This window comes from Methanolobus sp. (genome assembly GCF_030682845.1).
Classification (GTDB): Archaea; Halobacteriota; Methanosarcinia; order Methanosarcinales; family Methanosarcinaceae; genus Methanolobus.
In genome coordinates this window covers 1-16253 of sequence record NZ_JAUXNK010000037.1, presented here as the reverse complement: position 1 = coordinate 16253, position 16253 = coordinate 1, and the positions used below count along the sequence as shown (strand labels likewise).

The following is a 16253-nucleotide window of genomic DNA, read 5'->3' as shown; positions in this document are numbered from 1 at the left end:
TAAACACCCATGGAAGATATCCGATTATCTGTCAATATTCCTAAGCTCCCTGTTAAGAGAGATACGGGTACGAACAAGGTGAAAGGCACATACTGCCAGGACCACCCACGTACATGCAAATGCAAGGTTTAAGGCGTTAATACATATTCACCCCTATATCACTTTTGATAGCAGGTTATTGCACCAAATTAATAACCAGTGAGAATAAACAAGTAACAGCAGCTCTTTGAAAAAGGACCTGACCATATACCGATGACTAATTATTAATATGGGTGTGGACTAGTATAGCCCCATTCTATTTATACTAGAGTGGAACTTTCACTTAAAAATCCAAAATGATCAACATGGCCAAACCTCCAAGACTCATAGCATGGGAAACAACAGCAGGCTGCAACCTTTCCTGCAGACATTGCAGGGGATCATCAACTTCCAGGAAGCCAGCCGGCGAGCTTACGACCGAAGAAGCCATGCGCTTTATCGATGAGATAGCGCAGATAGGAAACCCTATACTAATACTCAGCGGCGGTGAGCCGCTCGTAAGGGAAGACATCTATGACCTTGCCAGCTACGCGGTTGGGAAAGGCCTCTCAGTAGCCCTTGCAACTAACGGCACCCTTGTGACCCCAGAGGTCGCCTCACATCTAAATGAAGTAGGGGTAAGACGGATAAGTGTGAGCCTTGACGGAGCAAGCCCGCAGACCCATGATGATTTCAGGTGCATGCCCGGGGCCTTTGACAAAGCTATGAGCGGCATAGGGGCCATCAAGGATGCAGGCATCGGCTTCCAGATCAATACCACCATCACAAAACGTAACCTTACTGAAATACCTGCCATCCTTGAACTGGCAACCGAGATTGGAGCTGAGGCCCTGCACATATTCCTGCTCGTGCCCACTGGCAGGGGCAAGGAACTGGAAGAGGAGGAGATACCTCCTGTTGAATATGAGAAGGTGCTGAACTGGTTCTATGACCAGCAGAAGACAGCGAAGATACAGCTAAAGGCAACCTGCGCACCCCATTATTTCAGGATAATGCGCCAGCGGGCAAAGAAGGAAGGCATCGAGATAACAGTAAAGACCCATGGTTACGAGGCCATGACAAAAGGATGTCTTGGAGGCACAGGTTTCTGCTTTGTATCAAGCATTGGAGAAGTCTACCCCTGCGGATACCTGCCAGCCCTCGCCGGGAGCATAAAGGAACAGCCTTTCAAAGAGATATGGGAGAACTCGCAGGTATTCAACGACCTGAGAGATCCATCAAGACTCAAAGGAAAGTGTGGGGACTGTGAATACAATAAAGTATGCGCAGGATGCCGGGCACGTGCCTATGCGGCGACCGGAGACTACCTGGCCGAGGAGCCTTACTGCATATACACTCCCAGAAAACAGTGATCCCAATGATATACCTTGATGATATGGATAAAAATATCCTCAACACAATACAACATGATTTTCCACTTGACATCCATCCTTTTCAAAAGCTTGGCGAGGAACTGGGCATCAGTGAGGAAGAGATAATCAGGCGCCTTGAAAGACTCCAGAACGAGGGGGCGGTCAGGAAGATCGGCCCGGTCATCAACCGTAACAGAGTAGGTGGTTCCAGTACGCTTGTAGCCGTAAATGTGCCGGAGGATATGATCGATGAGATCGCAGACTGTATCGACGAATACCCCGAGGTTTCCCATAACTATCTTCGCCCTGACAAGTACAATGTATGGTTCACACTATCAGCTTCAGGAGAGGAAAGGATAAATGAGATCCTCAAAGAGCTTAACCGGAAGACAGGACTTGAATTCATCAATCTGCCCACGGTAAGACTGTTCAAGATTGGTGTCAGGTTCAATATCAAGTGAAATAGAAATGTTGAACTGCCAGGTAAGGGAATATCAGGTGAAGTAAGATATGGATGCGATCGATGAACAGATATTAATAGCTACCCAGGACGGTATCCCTCTCACCGGGTCACCCTTCAGGGACATAGCACAACGCCTTGGCCTTTCAGAAGAAGAGGTCGTGGAAAGAATAAGGCTGATGAAAGAAAAGGGCATGATCCGACGGTTTGGAGCATCCATAGGCCATAGGGACATAGGTATTCTCGCCAATGCAATGTGCATATGGAACGTCCCTGAGGAGAGGGTAGAAAATGTCGGCAGGATAATGGCATCTTTTCCGGAGGTCACTCACTGCTATGAAAGACCCCGGCGTCCGGGCTGGGAGTACAACCTTTTTACAATGGTCCACTCATACACCAGAGAGGACTGTGAGCAAGTGGCTGCAAGGATATCTGAGTCCACAGGGATCAAAGACTACAGGCTCCTGTTCAGTGAACGTGAGTTCAAGAAGACCGGGGTCCGCCTCTGAACTGTCGTAACGTTTAACTAAGTTCCGGTTCAAGGCAAATGGACATTACGGAGTACACTGCATGGCACAAGAAAACTGCTTCCTACCACTACTGATAGACATGTCCGGCCGGAAGATAGTCATCTTCGGCGGCGGTTCCGTGAGTGAACGCAAAGCATTGCTCTTCTCCCGGTATGCGGATGTAACTGTTATCAGTAAGGGTTTCACTCCTTGTATCCGGCAGCTGCATGAAGAGAATAAGATAAAAATTGTGGAAGCAGATATCAGTGACCTTACCAATGAGCAGGCAGATATCTTTTTAGATGGTGCATTCCTCGTCATACCTGCAACTAATGACAGGTCAGTCAATGAGAGGTTAGTATCTGCAGCAAAGACAAAGAATATACTCTCAAACCCGGTGGATTTCATTGGAGATGTCACCGTTCCTTCGGTCATCAAAAGAGGCGATCTCACCATCAGCATATCAACCTCCGGCTCAAGCCCTGCTTTTTCCAGGTTTGCCAGGCAGAGGATCGAGGAGGTCATAACCCCGCAGTTTGAGGATATGATACGTATCCAGGAAAGCCTGAGGACATACCTAAAAGAGAAGGTCCCCGAACAAAATAACAGGAAAGACATACTGTGGCAGGTGCTCAAGAGCCGCGAAGTATGGGAAGGTCTTGAAGTATCCTACGAAAAAGGGTATAATGTAGCACTTGGTATAGTAACTGAAAAAATAAACGGGAAAGTCCGATAACATGTCTGGTCATAACACGTTTTCAGCATTGAGAAAAAGTCCGTCAGGGGTATCCCAATGACTGAGATATCCAGCATGGTCATCACTCATTCCAGGGCAACCGTGGAAGAGATGGAAGAAGTATGGGACGGAGATCTGGATAACTTCCTCAGGGAACTCTACGCTAATGAACTGGTACATGAGTGTGCAGTCCTTAAGACCTGTAACCGGATAGAGATGTACGTTGTTTCCCATAAGGGCAGCAGTGTGATGTTCCAGTTTGCAAAGAAATTGGGGCTCTCTTCCAATATCATCGATTTCTATGACCACGATGAATCCATCATGCATCTGCTGAGACTTTCTGCAGGTCTTGAATCCATGATAATCGGCGAAGACCAGATCCTGGGACAGATCAAGGACCTCTACCAGGTGGCTAAGAACCTTGGTACGACCGGAAGAATGCTTGATACAGCATTCAGCAAGGCCATCCAGGTAGGAAAGAGGGTCCGGACAGAAACCGAGATAAACCGGGGAGCCCTTTCCATTGCTTCTGCTGCTGTAGACCTGGCAGAGGAGACTGTCGGAGATCTCAAGAATAAAATGGTGCTTGTCATCGGCACCGGTGAAATGGGCACTCTTGTGACCAGGGCGCTCTCCCACAGAGAGATAGAACTCATGTACATCGCCAACCGCACCTATGCAGCAGCAAAGAAACTTGCTGATGACATGGGAGGTCATGCGGTCCATTTTGACCAGATAGAAGAGAATCTCAAGAAAGCCGACGTCGTCATCTGCGCCACGGGGGCACCTCACTTTGTACTAAGGCATCCCCAGGTGCTCAAGGCGATGGAATCAAGGGAAAAAGCGCTTCTTCTTATCGACATTGCAAATCCCCGCGACATCGAACCCACTATTGGCACGATTCCTCTCGTTACCCTCTATAATATAGATAACCTGCGTGTCATCAACGAAAAGAACCTGGAGCTGCGAATGGAAGAAGCAAAGAAGGTGCAGGCTATCATCGACGAGGAATACGATCTTCTTATAAAGCAATATAAACAGCAAAGATCTGACCATATAGTATCCGAGATGTATGCCCAGTTCTATAAGGTCCGCACTATGGAAAAGGAACGTGCGCTCACTAAACTGAGCGCCTATCACACCATAGGGGACATAGAACAGAAGATAATTGACGATCTGACGCACTCCATTGTTAATAAGATACTTGCAGAGCCTACGAAGGTCCTGAGAAATGCAGCTGAAGTGTGCGACGACGAGATGCTGGACATGGCCTTCCGCCTGTTCAACATAAATAAATGCAATGATAAAAGCAGGATAAAAGGAGAGTTGCCACCATGTTCCCGGAAACAAGAATGAGAAGACTAAGAAACGGAAAGATGAGAGACCTTGTGAGGGAGAACTCACTTTCAGCCGATAACCTCATTTACCCCATGTTCGTGGATGAGACTATAAGCACGATCCAGAAAACAGCCTCAATGCCAGGAGTTGAGAGACTTCCCCTCAGCAAAGTAGCCGATGATGCAAAGGAAGCTGCCGATCTGGGGATACCCGCCATTATACTTTTTGGGATACCGTCGCATAAGAATGAACATGGGAGTTCTGCCTGGGGAGACGAGGATATTGTCCAGAAGGCAGTCCGTGAGATCAAGAGCGAGCTTGGCAAGGATATGGTAGTGATCACCGATGTATGCCTCTGTGAATATACCGATCATGGCCACTGTGGCATGGTCGATTTTGAAAAGGAAGAAGTGCTTAACGATCCCACCCTCCCACTGCTCGGGGAAACGGCAGTCAGCCACGCGAAGGCCGGTGCCGATATGGTGGCACCTTCAGGCATGATGGATGGAATGATAGGCGCCATAAGGTCAGCACTTGATGAGAATAATTTCACGGACATACCCATAATGTCCTACGCTGCAAAATACTCTTCATCATTCTACGGTCCGTTCAGGGATGTTGCCGAATCCGGATGCTGTTTCGGTGACCGCTCGACCTACCAGATGGACCCTGCAAACTCCGACGAGGCGATGCGGGAAGTTGAACTGGACATAATGGAAGGCGCTGATATAATAATGGTAAAACCGGCACTTCCCTACCTTGACATCATCTATCGTGTCAAGACCGAGTTCAGGATGCCCACAGCTGCATACAACGTCAGCGGGGAATATGCCATGATCAAGGCGGCTGCTCAGAACGGCTGGCTGGATGAGAAGAAAGTTATGTACGAGTCCCTGCTTTCGATAAAGCGAGCTGGTGCGGATATGATACTGACCTATTTCGCAAAAGATATGGCACGGATACTTAAATGAGACAACGAGATTAAAGCTTCATCCTAGCGCCATTCTTATAACCACTGAGACATAAATTTTCATTTACAGAATTTACGTATCAAAGATTAGTGACGGCAAATGGCAGACAGAGATATAGTCCAAGTTAAGAACCCGAAATCGGGACGCTATGTGAAAATAGATAGGGATGCTGGCAGGATACTTGATCACAAAAAAACAGAAGGACCCTACAAGAATATCCCCATCGCAAGAAAGAGGAGCCAGTAGCTTTCTAATTTTTCAGACCCTGACATTATATACTTATGCTATTAGATACGGAAATCAGAAGTCACTAACAAGATGTCATATTCAAACACGGGAAAACAATGATTCTCTATAGCCCTCATGGTGATGTCCCTAATTGTCACATTGATTACAGGCCAAGAACTTGTTTCATCATGACAAAGCTAGGCCAACCTGTCTCTCCTGAAATTGAGAATATAAGGGATTCATTAAGAAAAGTGTTAAATAAATATCAAATTGCTGAAATTGATGCTGAAAGTGTAGTTACTGGAAGAGACTTTTTGGCGAAGATATGGAACATGATAATAGCTGTCCCACTTGGTATTGCTATTATTGATGAAAAGATGTCTGCACTGACAATGTCGAATATATTCTATGAGATTGGGCTAATGCAGGCATATGGAAAGGAAACTCTAGTCATCAAGACAAAAGAATCAAAAGTGCCATCGGACTTTGTAAGAACAGAATACGTCGAGTACGGAAGCGGTTTTGAAAAAAAGTTAGATCAGTTCTTTGATGCATTTTTCAAGTTTGCTGATCATTATGATTTGATGTCTGAGATATTGGAAAATAATCCGCTTTTGTCGATTGACTACCTTCGAAGGGCCTACCTGATCACTGGTGATAAGATATACCGAGAGAAAGCAGAAAATGTTTATAAGGCTGCATCTATTGAAGGTAGGGCAAAGAACAGTGTCGAAGCACTTCTAATTAAATTCTAAGAAGCATAAATTAATCCATATCAAGGTGATCCTATGTCCTTAGACAAGTCAAGAGAATTATACAAGAAAGCAAGGACCCTCCTTCCCGGGGGAGTCAGCAGCCCGGTCAGGGCTATCAAGCCGTACCCATTCTATACCGAGTCCGCTTCCGGCTCAAAGATAAGGGATATCGACGGAAATGAGTATATCGATTACTGCCTCGCATACGGCCCGAATATCCTGGGACATGCCCATCCCGGGATAAAAGCGGCCATCATAGCTCAGCTCGATAAAGGCTGGCTGTACGGCACACCCACAGAGCTTGAGGTGAACCTTGCTGAAAGGATCGCTGGCATGTATCCGAGCATCGATATGCTCAGGTTCGTGTCCACAGGTACCGAAGCTACCATGAGCGCACTGCGTGCGGCCAGGGGGTTCACAGGCAGGGACAAATTCATCAAGATAGAAGGCGGCTTCCACGGAGCTCATGATGCAGTCCTTGTACAGGCAGGGTCAGGCGCCACAACGCTGGGCAAGCCCGACTCGCTTGGAGTTCCGGCCGACTTCACCAAGCACACCCTACAGGTGCCATTCAATGATATCGAGGCACTGACAGATGTGATCGAAAGGAGCAGGGAAGATGTGGCAGCACTGATAATAGAGCCGGTGCTGGGGAACATCGGACCTGTACTCCCCGAAGGAGATTACCTAAGTGACGTGCGCAAGGTCACGGAAGAGAACGATGTGGTCCTTATCTTCGACGAGGTCATCACTGGTTTCAGGCTTGCCATGGGAGGCGCCCAGGAATACTACGGCGTCACACCCGACATGACCACCCTTGGAAAGATAATCGGCGGCGGCCTGCCAATAGGAGTGTTCGGAGGAAAGAAAGAGATCATAGAGATGATAGCACCTTCCGGAGGTGTGTACCAGGCAGGTACCTATAGCGGATGCCCGGCTTCGGTTGCCACTGGGCTGGCAGTACTGGATGTGCTTGAGAAGGAAGATGTCCACAGGAAACTTAACGCCACCGGCGACATGTTCAGAGCCAGGCTGACTGAGATCGTTACGGACCTGGGGCTTAATTACAATGTCTGCGGCATATCCTCTATGTTCAAGATATTCTTTGGTGATAAACCACTGAACTACCAGGAAGTACTTAAGTGCGACAAGGAAGGATACCTGGGATTCTTCTTCAGGATGCTGGACAGTGGCGTATTCCTGCCGCCCTCTCAGTTCGAGACTAATTTCCTGTCCACGGCCCACACGGAAGAAGATATCGAGAGAACCCTTGCTGCATACGAGGCAAACCTCAGGTGAACCGGAGAATGCAATGATAATAGGAACCCGCGGAAGTGACCTTGCCCTTGCACAGGCTACAAGCATCGAGCGCAAACTGGCGGAACTGGGCGTACAGACCACCAGGAAGATCATAAAGACAACCGGCGACACCTTCACAGACCGCCCCCTGCACGAGATTGCCGGAGTGGGCGCCTTTGTGAGGGAGCTTGACGACAGGATGCTGGAAGGGGATGTGGATATTGCAGTTCACTCGATGAAAGATATGCCCACCGTCAGGCCGCAGAGGCTCTCAACGTCAGCGGTCATCAAGCGGGATTCACCCTGCGATGTGCTCCTGACAACGGACGGCTCCAAATTGGAAGAGCTTCCGGAGAATGCCATAATCGGGACAACCTCCATGCGCAGACGCGCACAGATACTGCGATACCGCCCGGACCTTGCGGTCCATGACCTGCGGGGCAATATCAACACGAGGATAAGGAAGCTTGAAGAAGGCCAGTATGACGGCATCCTTCTGGCTGAGGCCGGATTGCAGCGCATGAACTGGGACCTGGATGTGCAACGCCTTGACCCGCACCATTTCTGCCCTTCGGCTAACCAGGGCACTATAGCAGTGGTCACCGTAGCCGGGAGCGAGGCAGAAGAAGTAACCTCAAAGCTGGATCACCAAAAGACCAGGATAGAGACTTCCATTGAGCGCATAGTTGTCGCCTACGTGGAAGGAGGATGCACGGCACCGGTTGGTTCGTTCACACATTTCATCAATGATTACGAACTGCATGTTCTGGCAGAAGTGCTTTCTCTTGACGGTTCCGAGCAGGTGCGCATTGATGAAGTGATCCCTGTGGAAGGTTACGAAAGTTACGCTAGGGAACTCGGAATGAGAATGGTAGAGCTGGGCGGGAAGGAGCTTGTACAGCAAGCAGTCTGTCAGCTTAATGCGCAAATCTGAAAATAGCGATAATATGATAGAAATCACAGGAATAAGGCTGAATAATCCGACAATACTGGCTGCGGGTGTCATGGGCACTACAGGCGCATCCCTTGCAAGGATCGCGTGGGAGGGGGCTGGCGCAGTGGTTACAAAATCCATCGGACCGGAACCAAAGGAAGGACACAGCAACCCAAGTATGATCAACTTGGGATATGGTTTCCTGAATGCAATGGGGCTTCCAAACCCATCATACCCTGATTTTTCAAGAGAGATTGAGATAACAAAGAGGGAAGCGGATGTCCCGGTAATAGCCAGCATATTCGGGGGGAATGCAGAAGAGTTCGCCATAGTCGCGGACGGCCTTGTTGATGCAGGCCCTGACGCCTTTGAGCTCAACGTGAGCTGCCCCCATGCACAAGGCTATGGCGCTTCCATAGGTTGCGATGCATGTGCCGTGGAAGAGATAACGGCTGCAGTCTGCGATATCACTGAGCTTCCTGTATGGGTCAAACTCACTCCTAACGTAACTGACATTGTATCCATAGGCAAGGCGGCGCAGAGAGGAGGCGCTGATGCCGTAGTTGCCATAAACACCGTGCGCGGGATGGCTATAGATATCCACAGTGGATATCCCGTATTAGGTAACAGATTCGGAGGATTGTCCGGCCGGGCGATAAAACCCGTAGCCATCAAGTGCGTATACGACCTGTATGCAGCCCTTGAAATCCCTGTTATCGGCGTTGGTGGGATATCGACATGGGAGGATGCCGTGGAGATGATGATGGCTGGCGCGTCAGCCGTGCAGATTGGTTCTGCGGTATACGACGGACCGGAGATATTCCGGACGGTTGCGGATGGTATTGAGAGTTTCATCTCCTCCGGCGGATACAGGGATACCAGCGATATTGTCGGGCTTGCCCACAGGAGAGCATGATGTACCCCATAGATGTGAAGATAACGAAGATAGTACAGGAATCACCTTCCAATAAGACATTCTTTTTTGACAGGAGTGTTGATGAGGCACGTCCCGGCCAGTTCGTCATGGTCTGGATCAGGGGTACCGATGAAATACCCATGACCCTGTCCTACAGGAACGCCATCACCGTCCAGAAGGTAGGAGACGCAACTGCAAAGCTCTTTGAGATGAAGGAAGGAGACCATCTGGGCATACGGGGACCCTTTGGAAAGGGATTCACACTTCCCGGCAAAGACGAGAACATACTTATCGTGGCCGGAGGCGTTGGAACTGCAGCAATAGCCATGCTAGCAGAACATGCTATGTCCCAGGACACCTGTGTGACTACTATCATGGGTGCAAGGAATGCGGACGAACTGCTGTTCCTGGACAGGTTCACACCCTGCAAAGGGCTTCACATGACCACTGATGATGGCTCGGCACATCGTTGCGGCTTTGTCACAGACGTGCTCTGCGAGATAGATGCTTCGGGATATGACAGGATATACACCTGCGGACCTGAGATGATGATGAAGCGCGTCTTTGACATTCTTGAAAAGCAGGGTGCTCTTGCTAAGACCGAGTTCAGCCTGCATAGGTATTTCAAATGTGGCATCGGAGTATGCGGTGCCTGTTGCATGGACACCGAAGGGTTGCGGGTATGTAAGGACGGGCCTGTGTTCAACGGAATGCAACTCGTTGGCTCTGAATTTGGGAAATATATGAGAGGGGCCAGCGGGAACAAAAAGATGATGTGAGTGGTTCCACCTCACCGACGTAAGAAGGATTATTTTGTGGTGTCGCCGACCATAAATTCGGAAACTAAAACCGGATTATTTAAAAAACAATAAGAAAGTTGTTGGTAGAAACCTCTTCAAATTAAACCTTGACGGCAACCAGAGAGAGATTTAACTCCTTCTCGAGTCGGTGCACTTCTTCCAAGTCCTCTGCAGAGAGGTCGGCATATTTGAGATTGGCATCAGAGAATGCCAGTAAGGTTATACCCATTTTATCTTCAAGTTCGTTGATAGCTTTTACCTGTTCACTGTTAAGTGCTGAGAATCCCCATATCATGTATGAATCACCAGTTCTCTTAGATTATTATAGACATTTATAATTGTTGGTTATAAATATTATTTTGGAGGGTAAAATAGAATTGAGTGTAACTTGGCAGCAACCATTGGAAATGGAAGCTACATGTCTATAGAAACACTGTCAAAAGACACCAAAGAGAAAATAGGTCAGATCATGTCGCACATTCCTGCACCATGATCTTTGAGGCCATGCCTTTGCCAAGTGCATAGTTGCAACCATTGATGTCCACAATAATAGCACCCATGTTATCCTTCTTTATCCTGAGAAAGGAATTCTCTATAAACCCCATTGACTTCAGGCGATTCACAAGTGAACGGCCTGCATTGATCGATATGATCTTACTGACCTTGCCTTCCTGCATCATTGCCAGTGGCATTATTGGAGCCATTTATTTACCTCTTATTATTCCAAGTGGGTCTCATCCGCCTATTAGGCATGCCTAATATTAGTCGACATTGCGATATAGTGTTTAATTGTATATATAAGTTACCTGCATCAAAGATAACTTGACAACATAACAAATTCAGTTGAGCAGATGACACAAGTAATTTAAGCCATAGCTCCGCTTAACAAAATATGCCTGAGCCCAAAGAACAACAAACAATCCCAGAACTGGTAATGGGAGTGCGTAATCCGGCATCCCTTGGAGCCTGCAAGGATCACGCGGATGCGGCTTATTTTTCGATCGACAGGTTCAGTCTGCGGTCAAGGGCAAGAGAGATCACATCCAAAGACCTCCCAGGATTTATGGAACAGGTGCATGGATATGGTATGAAGGGATATCTTGCGATCAATTCCGTGATTTATCCGCATGACCTGCATGAGCTTGGCGGTGTGCTGGAAACCGCAGCATCTGCAGGGGTTGATGCTGTCATAGCCTGGGACCCTGCAACCATAATGCAGGCGCACGAGCACGACCTGAGGATACACATCTCCACCCAGGCCAATGTATCGAACCAGCAGAGCGCCGAATTCTACAGGTCCCTGGGAGCAAGCAGGGTCGTGCTTGCAAGAGAGTTAAGCCTTGCACAGATAAAAGTTATCAGGGCGCACACAGACATGGAGCTCGAAGTATTCGTCCACGGGGCCATGTGCCAGGCAATATCAGGCAGATGTTACCTTTCCGCACACCTGCTGGGGAAGTCCGGGAACTGTGGTGAATGCAGCCAGCCCTGCCGTTGGGAATGGTCTCTTTATTCCGACAGGGGTGAAAAGGTCGGCCTTGAAGGAAAGTACCTCCTTAATGCCAAGGACCTCTGCATGATAGAACATATTCCGGAGCTTATGGGAGCCGGGATAGATGCTTTTAAAGTAGAAGGCAGGCTGCGTGACACCGGATATACACATACGGTCTCGAAATGCTACAGGAAAGCCATAGATGACTTCATAAAAGGCACTTATACCCGCGAAACTGCCGGCCTGCTGAAAGAAGAGTTGGGACGGCAATATAACCGCGGTTTTTCCACCGGATTCTATTTTGGCAACCCTGGTCCTGAGGGTCTGGCCTGTGATCAGGCCATGAATGTCTCACCAGTGAAGAAGCAGGCTGTCGGCATAGTGGTTAACTATTTCCCGAAAATGGGAGCTGCTTCAATCAAGCTCACAGAAGACGGGATAGGACTTGGAGACAGGATAGTTATCGAAGGCAGTACGACCTATATTGAGCAGGAAGTATGTTCTTTGGTCGCAAAAGGGGAAAGCATTACTGCTGCAGAGAAAGGGCAGGATGTAGGGCTGGCAGTTGACGGTGTGGCCCGGAAGAATGACAAAGTTTTCAGGCTTGAGAAGAAGGTGCAGTCTTAAGGCAGATCCTGATGGCAGCTATATGCTGAAATTTTTGCCATTGCACTTCAGATGACAACTTTAAAAGAATTATATAAATATATATGCCACTATACACTAAATGTATACATAAGCACTTAACCCGGAGGAGCAGATCATGGACAGGTTTATGCAATGCGCAATTGATGAAGCAAAAAAAGGGCTTGCTGAAGGAGGCATTCCCATAGGGTCAGTCCTTGTAAGGAACAGAGAGATAGTCGGTCGTGGACATAATATGAGGGTACAGGAAAACGATCCTCTGGCACATGCAGAGATCGCTTGCCTCAGAAATGCGGGGAGGATTGGCAAGTACAATGACACAGTCCTTTACTCAACGTTGATGCCCTGTTACCTTTGTGCGGGCGCAGCCGTGCAATTTGGCATCAGGAAGGTCATTGTCGGAGAAGCGGAGAATTTCCAGGGAGCCCCTGATTTCATGAAAGAGCAGGGGATAGAGGTAATAAACCTCGATCTTGCCGAGTGCAAGGAAATTATGAAACAATTCATCAAGAATAAGCCGGATCTCTGGTACGAGGACATAGGCAAGTCAACTACCCATCCCCTAAAGGGAATGGGCTTGTGTAAACAAGCTCTGGTTGACTAGCCTCAGTAATTGTTTGTAAAGAACAAGAACTACGTTATCCTGGTCATAACACCTACAGATGTTAATCCTAGTCTGTAGCTCTGTTGCATGTGATTAAACAGTTCTGTTGGGTAAGAACAGTGTTTCATGCTTAACAAGCCAGGATAACATTGGCGAAGGATTACAACTCCTAAATGGAGATAGACCGAATGTTAGTCTACATAATTAACAAACATGGAAGACCATTAATGCCCTGTTCGCCAGGGAAAACAAGGAAGCTGCTGAAAGCAGGAAAGGCTAAAGTTGTAAAGCGGGAGCCTTTTACCCTGCAGCTACTTTACGGTAGCAGTGGTTATACACAGCCAGTTGTTCTGGGAGTGGATGCTGGAAGCAAATTCATTGGTCTTTCTGCAACGACTGAGAACAAAGAACTTTTCTCATCGGAAGTACAGCTGAGAACAGATGTAACCGATCTGATATCAACAAGAAGAGAATTAAGAAAAAGCCGGAGGAACAGGAAAACAAGATACAGACAAAAGAGGTTCAATAACAGAACAAAATCAAAGAAACCAGGATGGATAGCTCCAACAATAAGGAACAGGATAGTAGCTCACCTGAAGGTGATAGAGAACGTTCACAGGATATTGCCAATAACATCTATCGTTATTGAGACTGCAGCGTTTGATATCCAGAAGATTAAGAATCCGGATATTTCAGAAGTAGAATATCAGCAGGGAGAACAACTTGGATTCTGGAACGTAAGAGAATATGTTCTGTTTAGAGATGATCACAAATGTCGGCATTGTGAGGGAAAATCAAAGGATCCGATACTCAATATCCATCACATCGAATCAAGGAAAACAGGAGGAAACCGACCTGACAACCTGCTAACTCTTTGTGAAACATGTCATGATCAATACCATAAAGGAAAGATAATCCTAAATCTACAGAAAATCAATGGTTTCAAGCATCAGACATTCATGGGAATAATGAGGAAATATCTACTCAAGGAACTCAAATCTAAGTATACTGATGTGAAGAACACATTCGGATACATTACCAAGGACACCAGAATACAGAACAACCTGCCAAAATCACATCGGATCGATGCATTCTGCATAGCAGGGAATCTCAATGCAATAAGACTTCCTTATCATTTCCTACAAAAACAGATGCGTAAGCATAATCGACAGATCCACAAAGCAAATCCATCGAAAAATGGCACACGAAAACTGAACCAGTCCCCTTATATAGTTCAAGGATTCAGATTATTCGATAAAGTTCTCTACAATAACACCAAATGCTTCATATTTGGTCGGAGAAAATCAGGATACTTTGACCTCAGGACGTTATCAGGAAAAATAGTTCACCGTTCCGCAAAATGCAAAGAACTTATACTATTGACAGCCAGACGAACAATACTTATGGAAATAAAAAGGAGTGACGCAATTCCTCCCATCCCCTAAAGGGAATGGGTTTCCTTGCTTAGTCTTCATGAAGGTGAGAGATGGCCCGGATACGGATTCAAGCCTTTTTGAATGTAGCCCAGAATACGCTGCCAATTCCAGCCGGACCGGTTTCCACGCCAGCCCTGCCACCATGAAGGTCAACTATCCTCTTGGCGATAGCAAGACCAAGTCCTGTACCTTTTACCCCTTTCTTCTTTTGCTCCAGTCTCTTAAAGCGATCAAAAACAAGCGTTTTATCAGCATCAGGTATCCCATCCCCGAAATCCCTTACATTTACTTTCCATTCGCTGCCATTATCTCCGATCTCAAGGATTATACTGCTATTAGAGGGGCCATACTTGATGGCATTTGAAATGTAGTTAGCAAAGACCCCTTCAACAATAGGGTTGACCCTTGCAGGATAGTGACCTTTGAACCTTATATCCATCATTATGTTCTTTTCAGCCAGCTGTATCCCAAAATTATCTGCCGAATCACGCAGTATAGCTCCAAGGTCCATCTTACGGAATTCAAGATCGCTTGTATCCTCGAGCTTGGCGAACTGGGCAGCAGAATCTATCATATTGATAAGGCGTGACAGGTTATCGTCTACGATCCTGAGCCTGCGGGATTTATCAGCATCGTCCTCAGCCTGCAAAAGCATCCCTGCAAAACCTTTGGCAATTCCTGCAGGATTCAGGAGGTCATGCCCCATTATATCTATAAATAGATCTTTCAGGTCATTTGAATATTTGAGACTTTGAGCATATTGTTGCAACTGTTTTTCTGCTTCCTTGCGGTTGGTCGTATCCCTTACGACACATATACATCCCTTCTCGAGGCGGGTCAGGGATATTTCCTGAAAGAAAGTGGTGCCATTTTTCTTTAACCCGAGTGCTTCTCCCCTCCAGACACCTTCAGTGGTTAACTCCGGAACTATCTCATTTTTAAATCTCACTAACTCATGTTCATCATAGAGATCTTTCCACGACCTGCCAGCGAGTTCCTGTGGGCGGCCGTAGCCCCAGATGCCGGCATAGGCACGGTTCAAGTAAGCGTGTTTTCCATTCTCATCCAGAATGGCTATACCGTCTATAGAAGATTCGACTGCTGCCGTCCTTTCCTGAAGGCTTTCCTCTGCCTTTTTTCTCAGGGTTATGTCCTCCCCGGAACTCAGGACACCAACATGACAACCATGAGCATCCCTGATAGGCTTGCTGTACCAGGATACGATCTTCTCTTCCCCGTTCTTTGCAACCAGAGGGCCCTCATAGTACAGTATTGACTCGTTCTTCATATCCAGTGCTTTGAAGTAATGTTGCTTTGCTTCAGGTCTTGAAGACTCCGGTACAAAAGTATCAAACCAGGTACTGCCCAGAATATCTGCCTCTTCGCAGCCAAGTATATCAGTCGCTCTCTTATTTACAAGGATCACTTTCTGGTCCCTGTCGAGTACAAGCATCATGACACCCGCAATATCAAGATAGTTCTGAGCCTGATCACGCTCAAATATCACTTTATCGTGAAGGGATTTGATCCTTAGAAGGGACATCACCCTCATCTTCAGTTCCAGCCTGTCAACCGGTTTGGTAAGAAAATCATCTGCATGGGACTCGATACCTTTCAAACGGTCCTCCCTGGAAGAAAGGGCTGTCACCAGGACGACGGGAATGAAACGGGTTTCAGAGAACCTTTTGATCTGCTCGCAGACCTGATAACCATTCATACCGGGCATCATCACATCAAGC

19 protein-coding genes are annotated in these 16253 nt (G+C 47.3%); 15 read left to right on the top strand and 4 right to left on the bottom strand.

Going from position 1 to position 16253, the window contains the following annotated elements:
- Window positions 1–24 precede the first annotated feature (24 nt).
- Window positions 25–141 carry a CcmD family protein gene (locus Q8J68_RS14945; protein WP_370867596.1) on the bottom strand — a complete coding sequence of 39 codons (117 nt, stop codon included), beginning with the start codon at window positions 139–141 and terminating at the stop codon, window positions 25–27.
- Window positions 142–335: 194 nt separating this feature from the next.
- Between Q8J68_RS14945 and ahbD the strand changes: the two genes are divergently transcribed.
- The 12 genes from ahbD to Q8J68_RS03675 all read left to right on the top strand — a co-directional run bounded on the left by ahbD (window position 336) and on the right by Q8J68_RS03675 (window position 10316).
- The gene (ahbD, locus tag Q8J68_RS03730; RefSeq protein ID WP_305310204.1) at window positions 336–1391 is read left to right on the top strand and encodes a heme b synthase; all 1056 of its coding nucleotides are present in this window, start codon (window positions 336–338) and stop codon (window positions 1389–1391) included.
- A 23-nt stretch (window positions 1392–1414) separates the two neighbouring features.
- A complete protein-coding gene (locus Q8J68_RS03725) occupies window positions 1415–1852 on the top strand; it encodes an Lrp/AsnC family transcriptional regulator (protein ID WP_370867595.1) in 438 nt (145 codons plus the stop codon).
- 49 nt (window positions 1853–1901) lie between these two features.
- Window positions 1902–2360 carry a siroheme decarboxylase subunit beta gene (ahbB, locus tag Q8J68_RS03720; protein ID WP_305310202.1) on the top strand — a complete coding sequence of 153 codons (459 nt, stop codon included), beginning with the start codon at window positions 1902–1904 and terminating at the stop codon, window positions 2358–2360.
- 61 nt (window positions 2361–2421) lie between these two features.
- Entirely contained in the window at window positions 2422–3096 is a 675-nt protein-coding gene (locus Q8J68_RS03715) for a bifunctional precorrin-2 dehydrogenase/sirohydrochlorin ferrochelatase (protein ID WP_305310201.1), read from the top strand.
- A gap of 57 nt (window positions 3097–3153) precedes the next feature.
- Window positions 3154–4452: a glutamyl-tRNA reductase gene (gene hemA / locus Q8J68_RS03710; protein WP_305310200.1), complete on the top strand. Its 1299-nt coding sequence runs from the start codon at window positions 3154–3156 to the stop codon at window positions 4450–4452.
- A complete protein-coding gene (gene hemB, locus Q8J68_RS03705; RefSeq protein ID WP_305310199.1) occupies window positions 4431–5405 on the top strand; it encodes a porphobilinogen synthase in 975 nt (324 codons plus the stop codon). Before hemA ends, hemB begins: the two co-directional genes overlap by 22 nt.
- Before the next feature lie 99 nt (window positions 5406–5504).
- Entirely contained in the window at window positions 5505–5651 is a 147-nt protein-coding gene (locus Q8J68_RS03700) for a hypothetical protein (RefSeq protein WP_305310198.1), read from the top strand.
- Window positions 5652–5821: 170 nt separating this feature from the next.
- The gene (locus tag Q8J68_RS03695; protein ID WP_305310197.1) at window positions 5822–6388 is read left to right on the top strand and encodes a hypothetical protein; all 567 of its coding nucleotides are present in this window, start codon (window positions 5822–5824) and stop codon (window positions 6386–6388) included.
- Window positions 6389–6421: 33 nt separating this feature from the next.
- Window positions 6422–7687 carry a glutamate-1-semialdehyde 2,1-aminomutase gene (gene hemL / locus Q8J68_RS03690; protein WP_305310196.1) on the top strand — a complete coding sequence of 422 codons (1266 nt, stop codon included), beginning with the start codon at window positions 6422–6424 and terminating at the stop codon, window positions 7685–7687.
- A gap of 13 nt (window positions 7688–7700) precedes the next feature.
- Window positions 7701–8621: a hydroxymethylbilane synthase gene (gene hemC, locus Q8J68_RS03685; protein WP_305310195.1), complete on the top strand. Its 921-nt coding sequence runs from the start codon at window positions 7701–7703 to the stop codon at window positions 8619–8621.
- Between the two features lie 13 nt (window positions 8622–8634).
- Window positions 8635–9537, top strand: coding sequence for a dihydroorotate dehydrogenase (locus Q8J68_RS03680; protein ID WP_305310194.1), 903 nt, complete (start codon window positions 8635–8637; stop codon window positions 9535–9537).
- Complete coding sequence (locus Q8J68_RS03675) at window positions 9537–10316, top strand: dihydroorotate dehydrogenase electron transfer subunit (RefSeq protein WP_305310225.1); 780 nt, start codon at window positions 9537–9539, stop codon at window positions 10314–10316. Before Q8J68_RS03680 ends, Q8J68_RS03675 begins: the two co-directional genes overlap by 1 nt.
- Window positions 10317–10437: 121 nt before the next feature.
- Here the strand turns inward: Q8J68_RS03675 and Q8J68_RS03670 are convergent, their stop codons facing one another.
- Both Q8J68_RS03670 and Q8J68_RS03665 read right to left on the bottom strand, forming a co-directional pair.
- A complete protein-coding gene (locus Q8J68_RS03670) occupies window positions 10438–10632 on the bottom strand; it encodes a hypothetical protein (RefSeq protein ID WP_305310193.1) in 195 nt (64 codons plus the stop codon).
- 172 nt (window positions 10633–10804) lie between these two features.
- Complete coding sequence (locus Q8J68_RS03665; RefSeq protein WP_305310192.1) at window positions 10805–11041, bottom strand: FeoA domain-containing protein; 237 nt, start codon at window positions 11039–11041, stop codon at window positions 10805–10807.
- A 188-nt stretch (window positions 11042–11229) separates the two neighbouring features.
- Between Q8J68_RS03665 and Q8J68_RS03660 the strand changes: the two genes are divergently transcribed.
- From Q8J68_RS03660 to iscB, 3 genes are all read left to right on the top strand, one after another.
- Window positions 11230–12456 carry a peptidase U32 family protein gene (locus tag Q8J68_RS03660; RefSeq protein WP_305310191.1) on the top strand — a complete coding sequence of 409 codons (1227 nt, stop codon included), beginning with the start codon at window positions 11230–11232 and terminating at the stop codon, window positions 12454–12456.
- A 136-nt stretch (window positions 12457–12592) separates the two neighbouring features.
- Window positions 12593–13078, top strand: a complete 486-nt coding sequence (locus tag Q8J68_RS03655) for a nucleoside deaminase (RefSeq protein ID WP_305310190.1) — start codon at window positions 12593–12595, stop codon at window positions 13076–13078.
- A gap of 188 nt (window positions 13079–13266) precedes the next feature.
- Window positions 13267–14523, top strand: a complete 1257-nt coding sequence (gene iscB, locus Q8J68_RS03650; RefSeq protein WP_305310189.1) for an RNA-guided endonuclease IscB — start codon at window positions 13267–13269, stop codon at window positions 14521–14523.
- Between the two features lie 58 nt (window positions 14524–14581).
- Here the strand turns inward: iscB and Q8J68_RS03645 are convergent.
- On the bottom strand, window positions 14582–16253 hold a 1672-nt coding region (locus tag Q8J68_RS03645; RefSeq protein WP_305310188.1), incomplete at its 5' end, for a PAS domain S-box protein.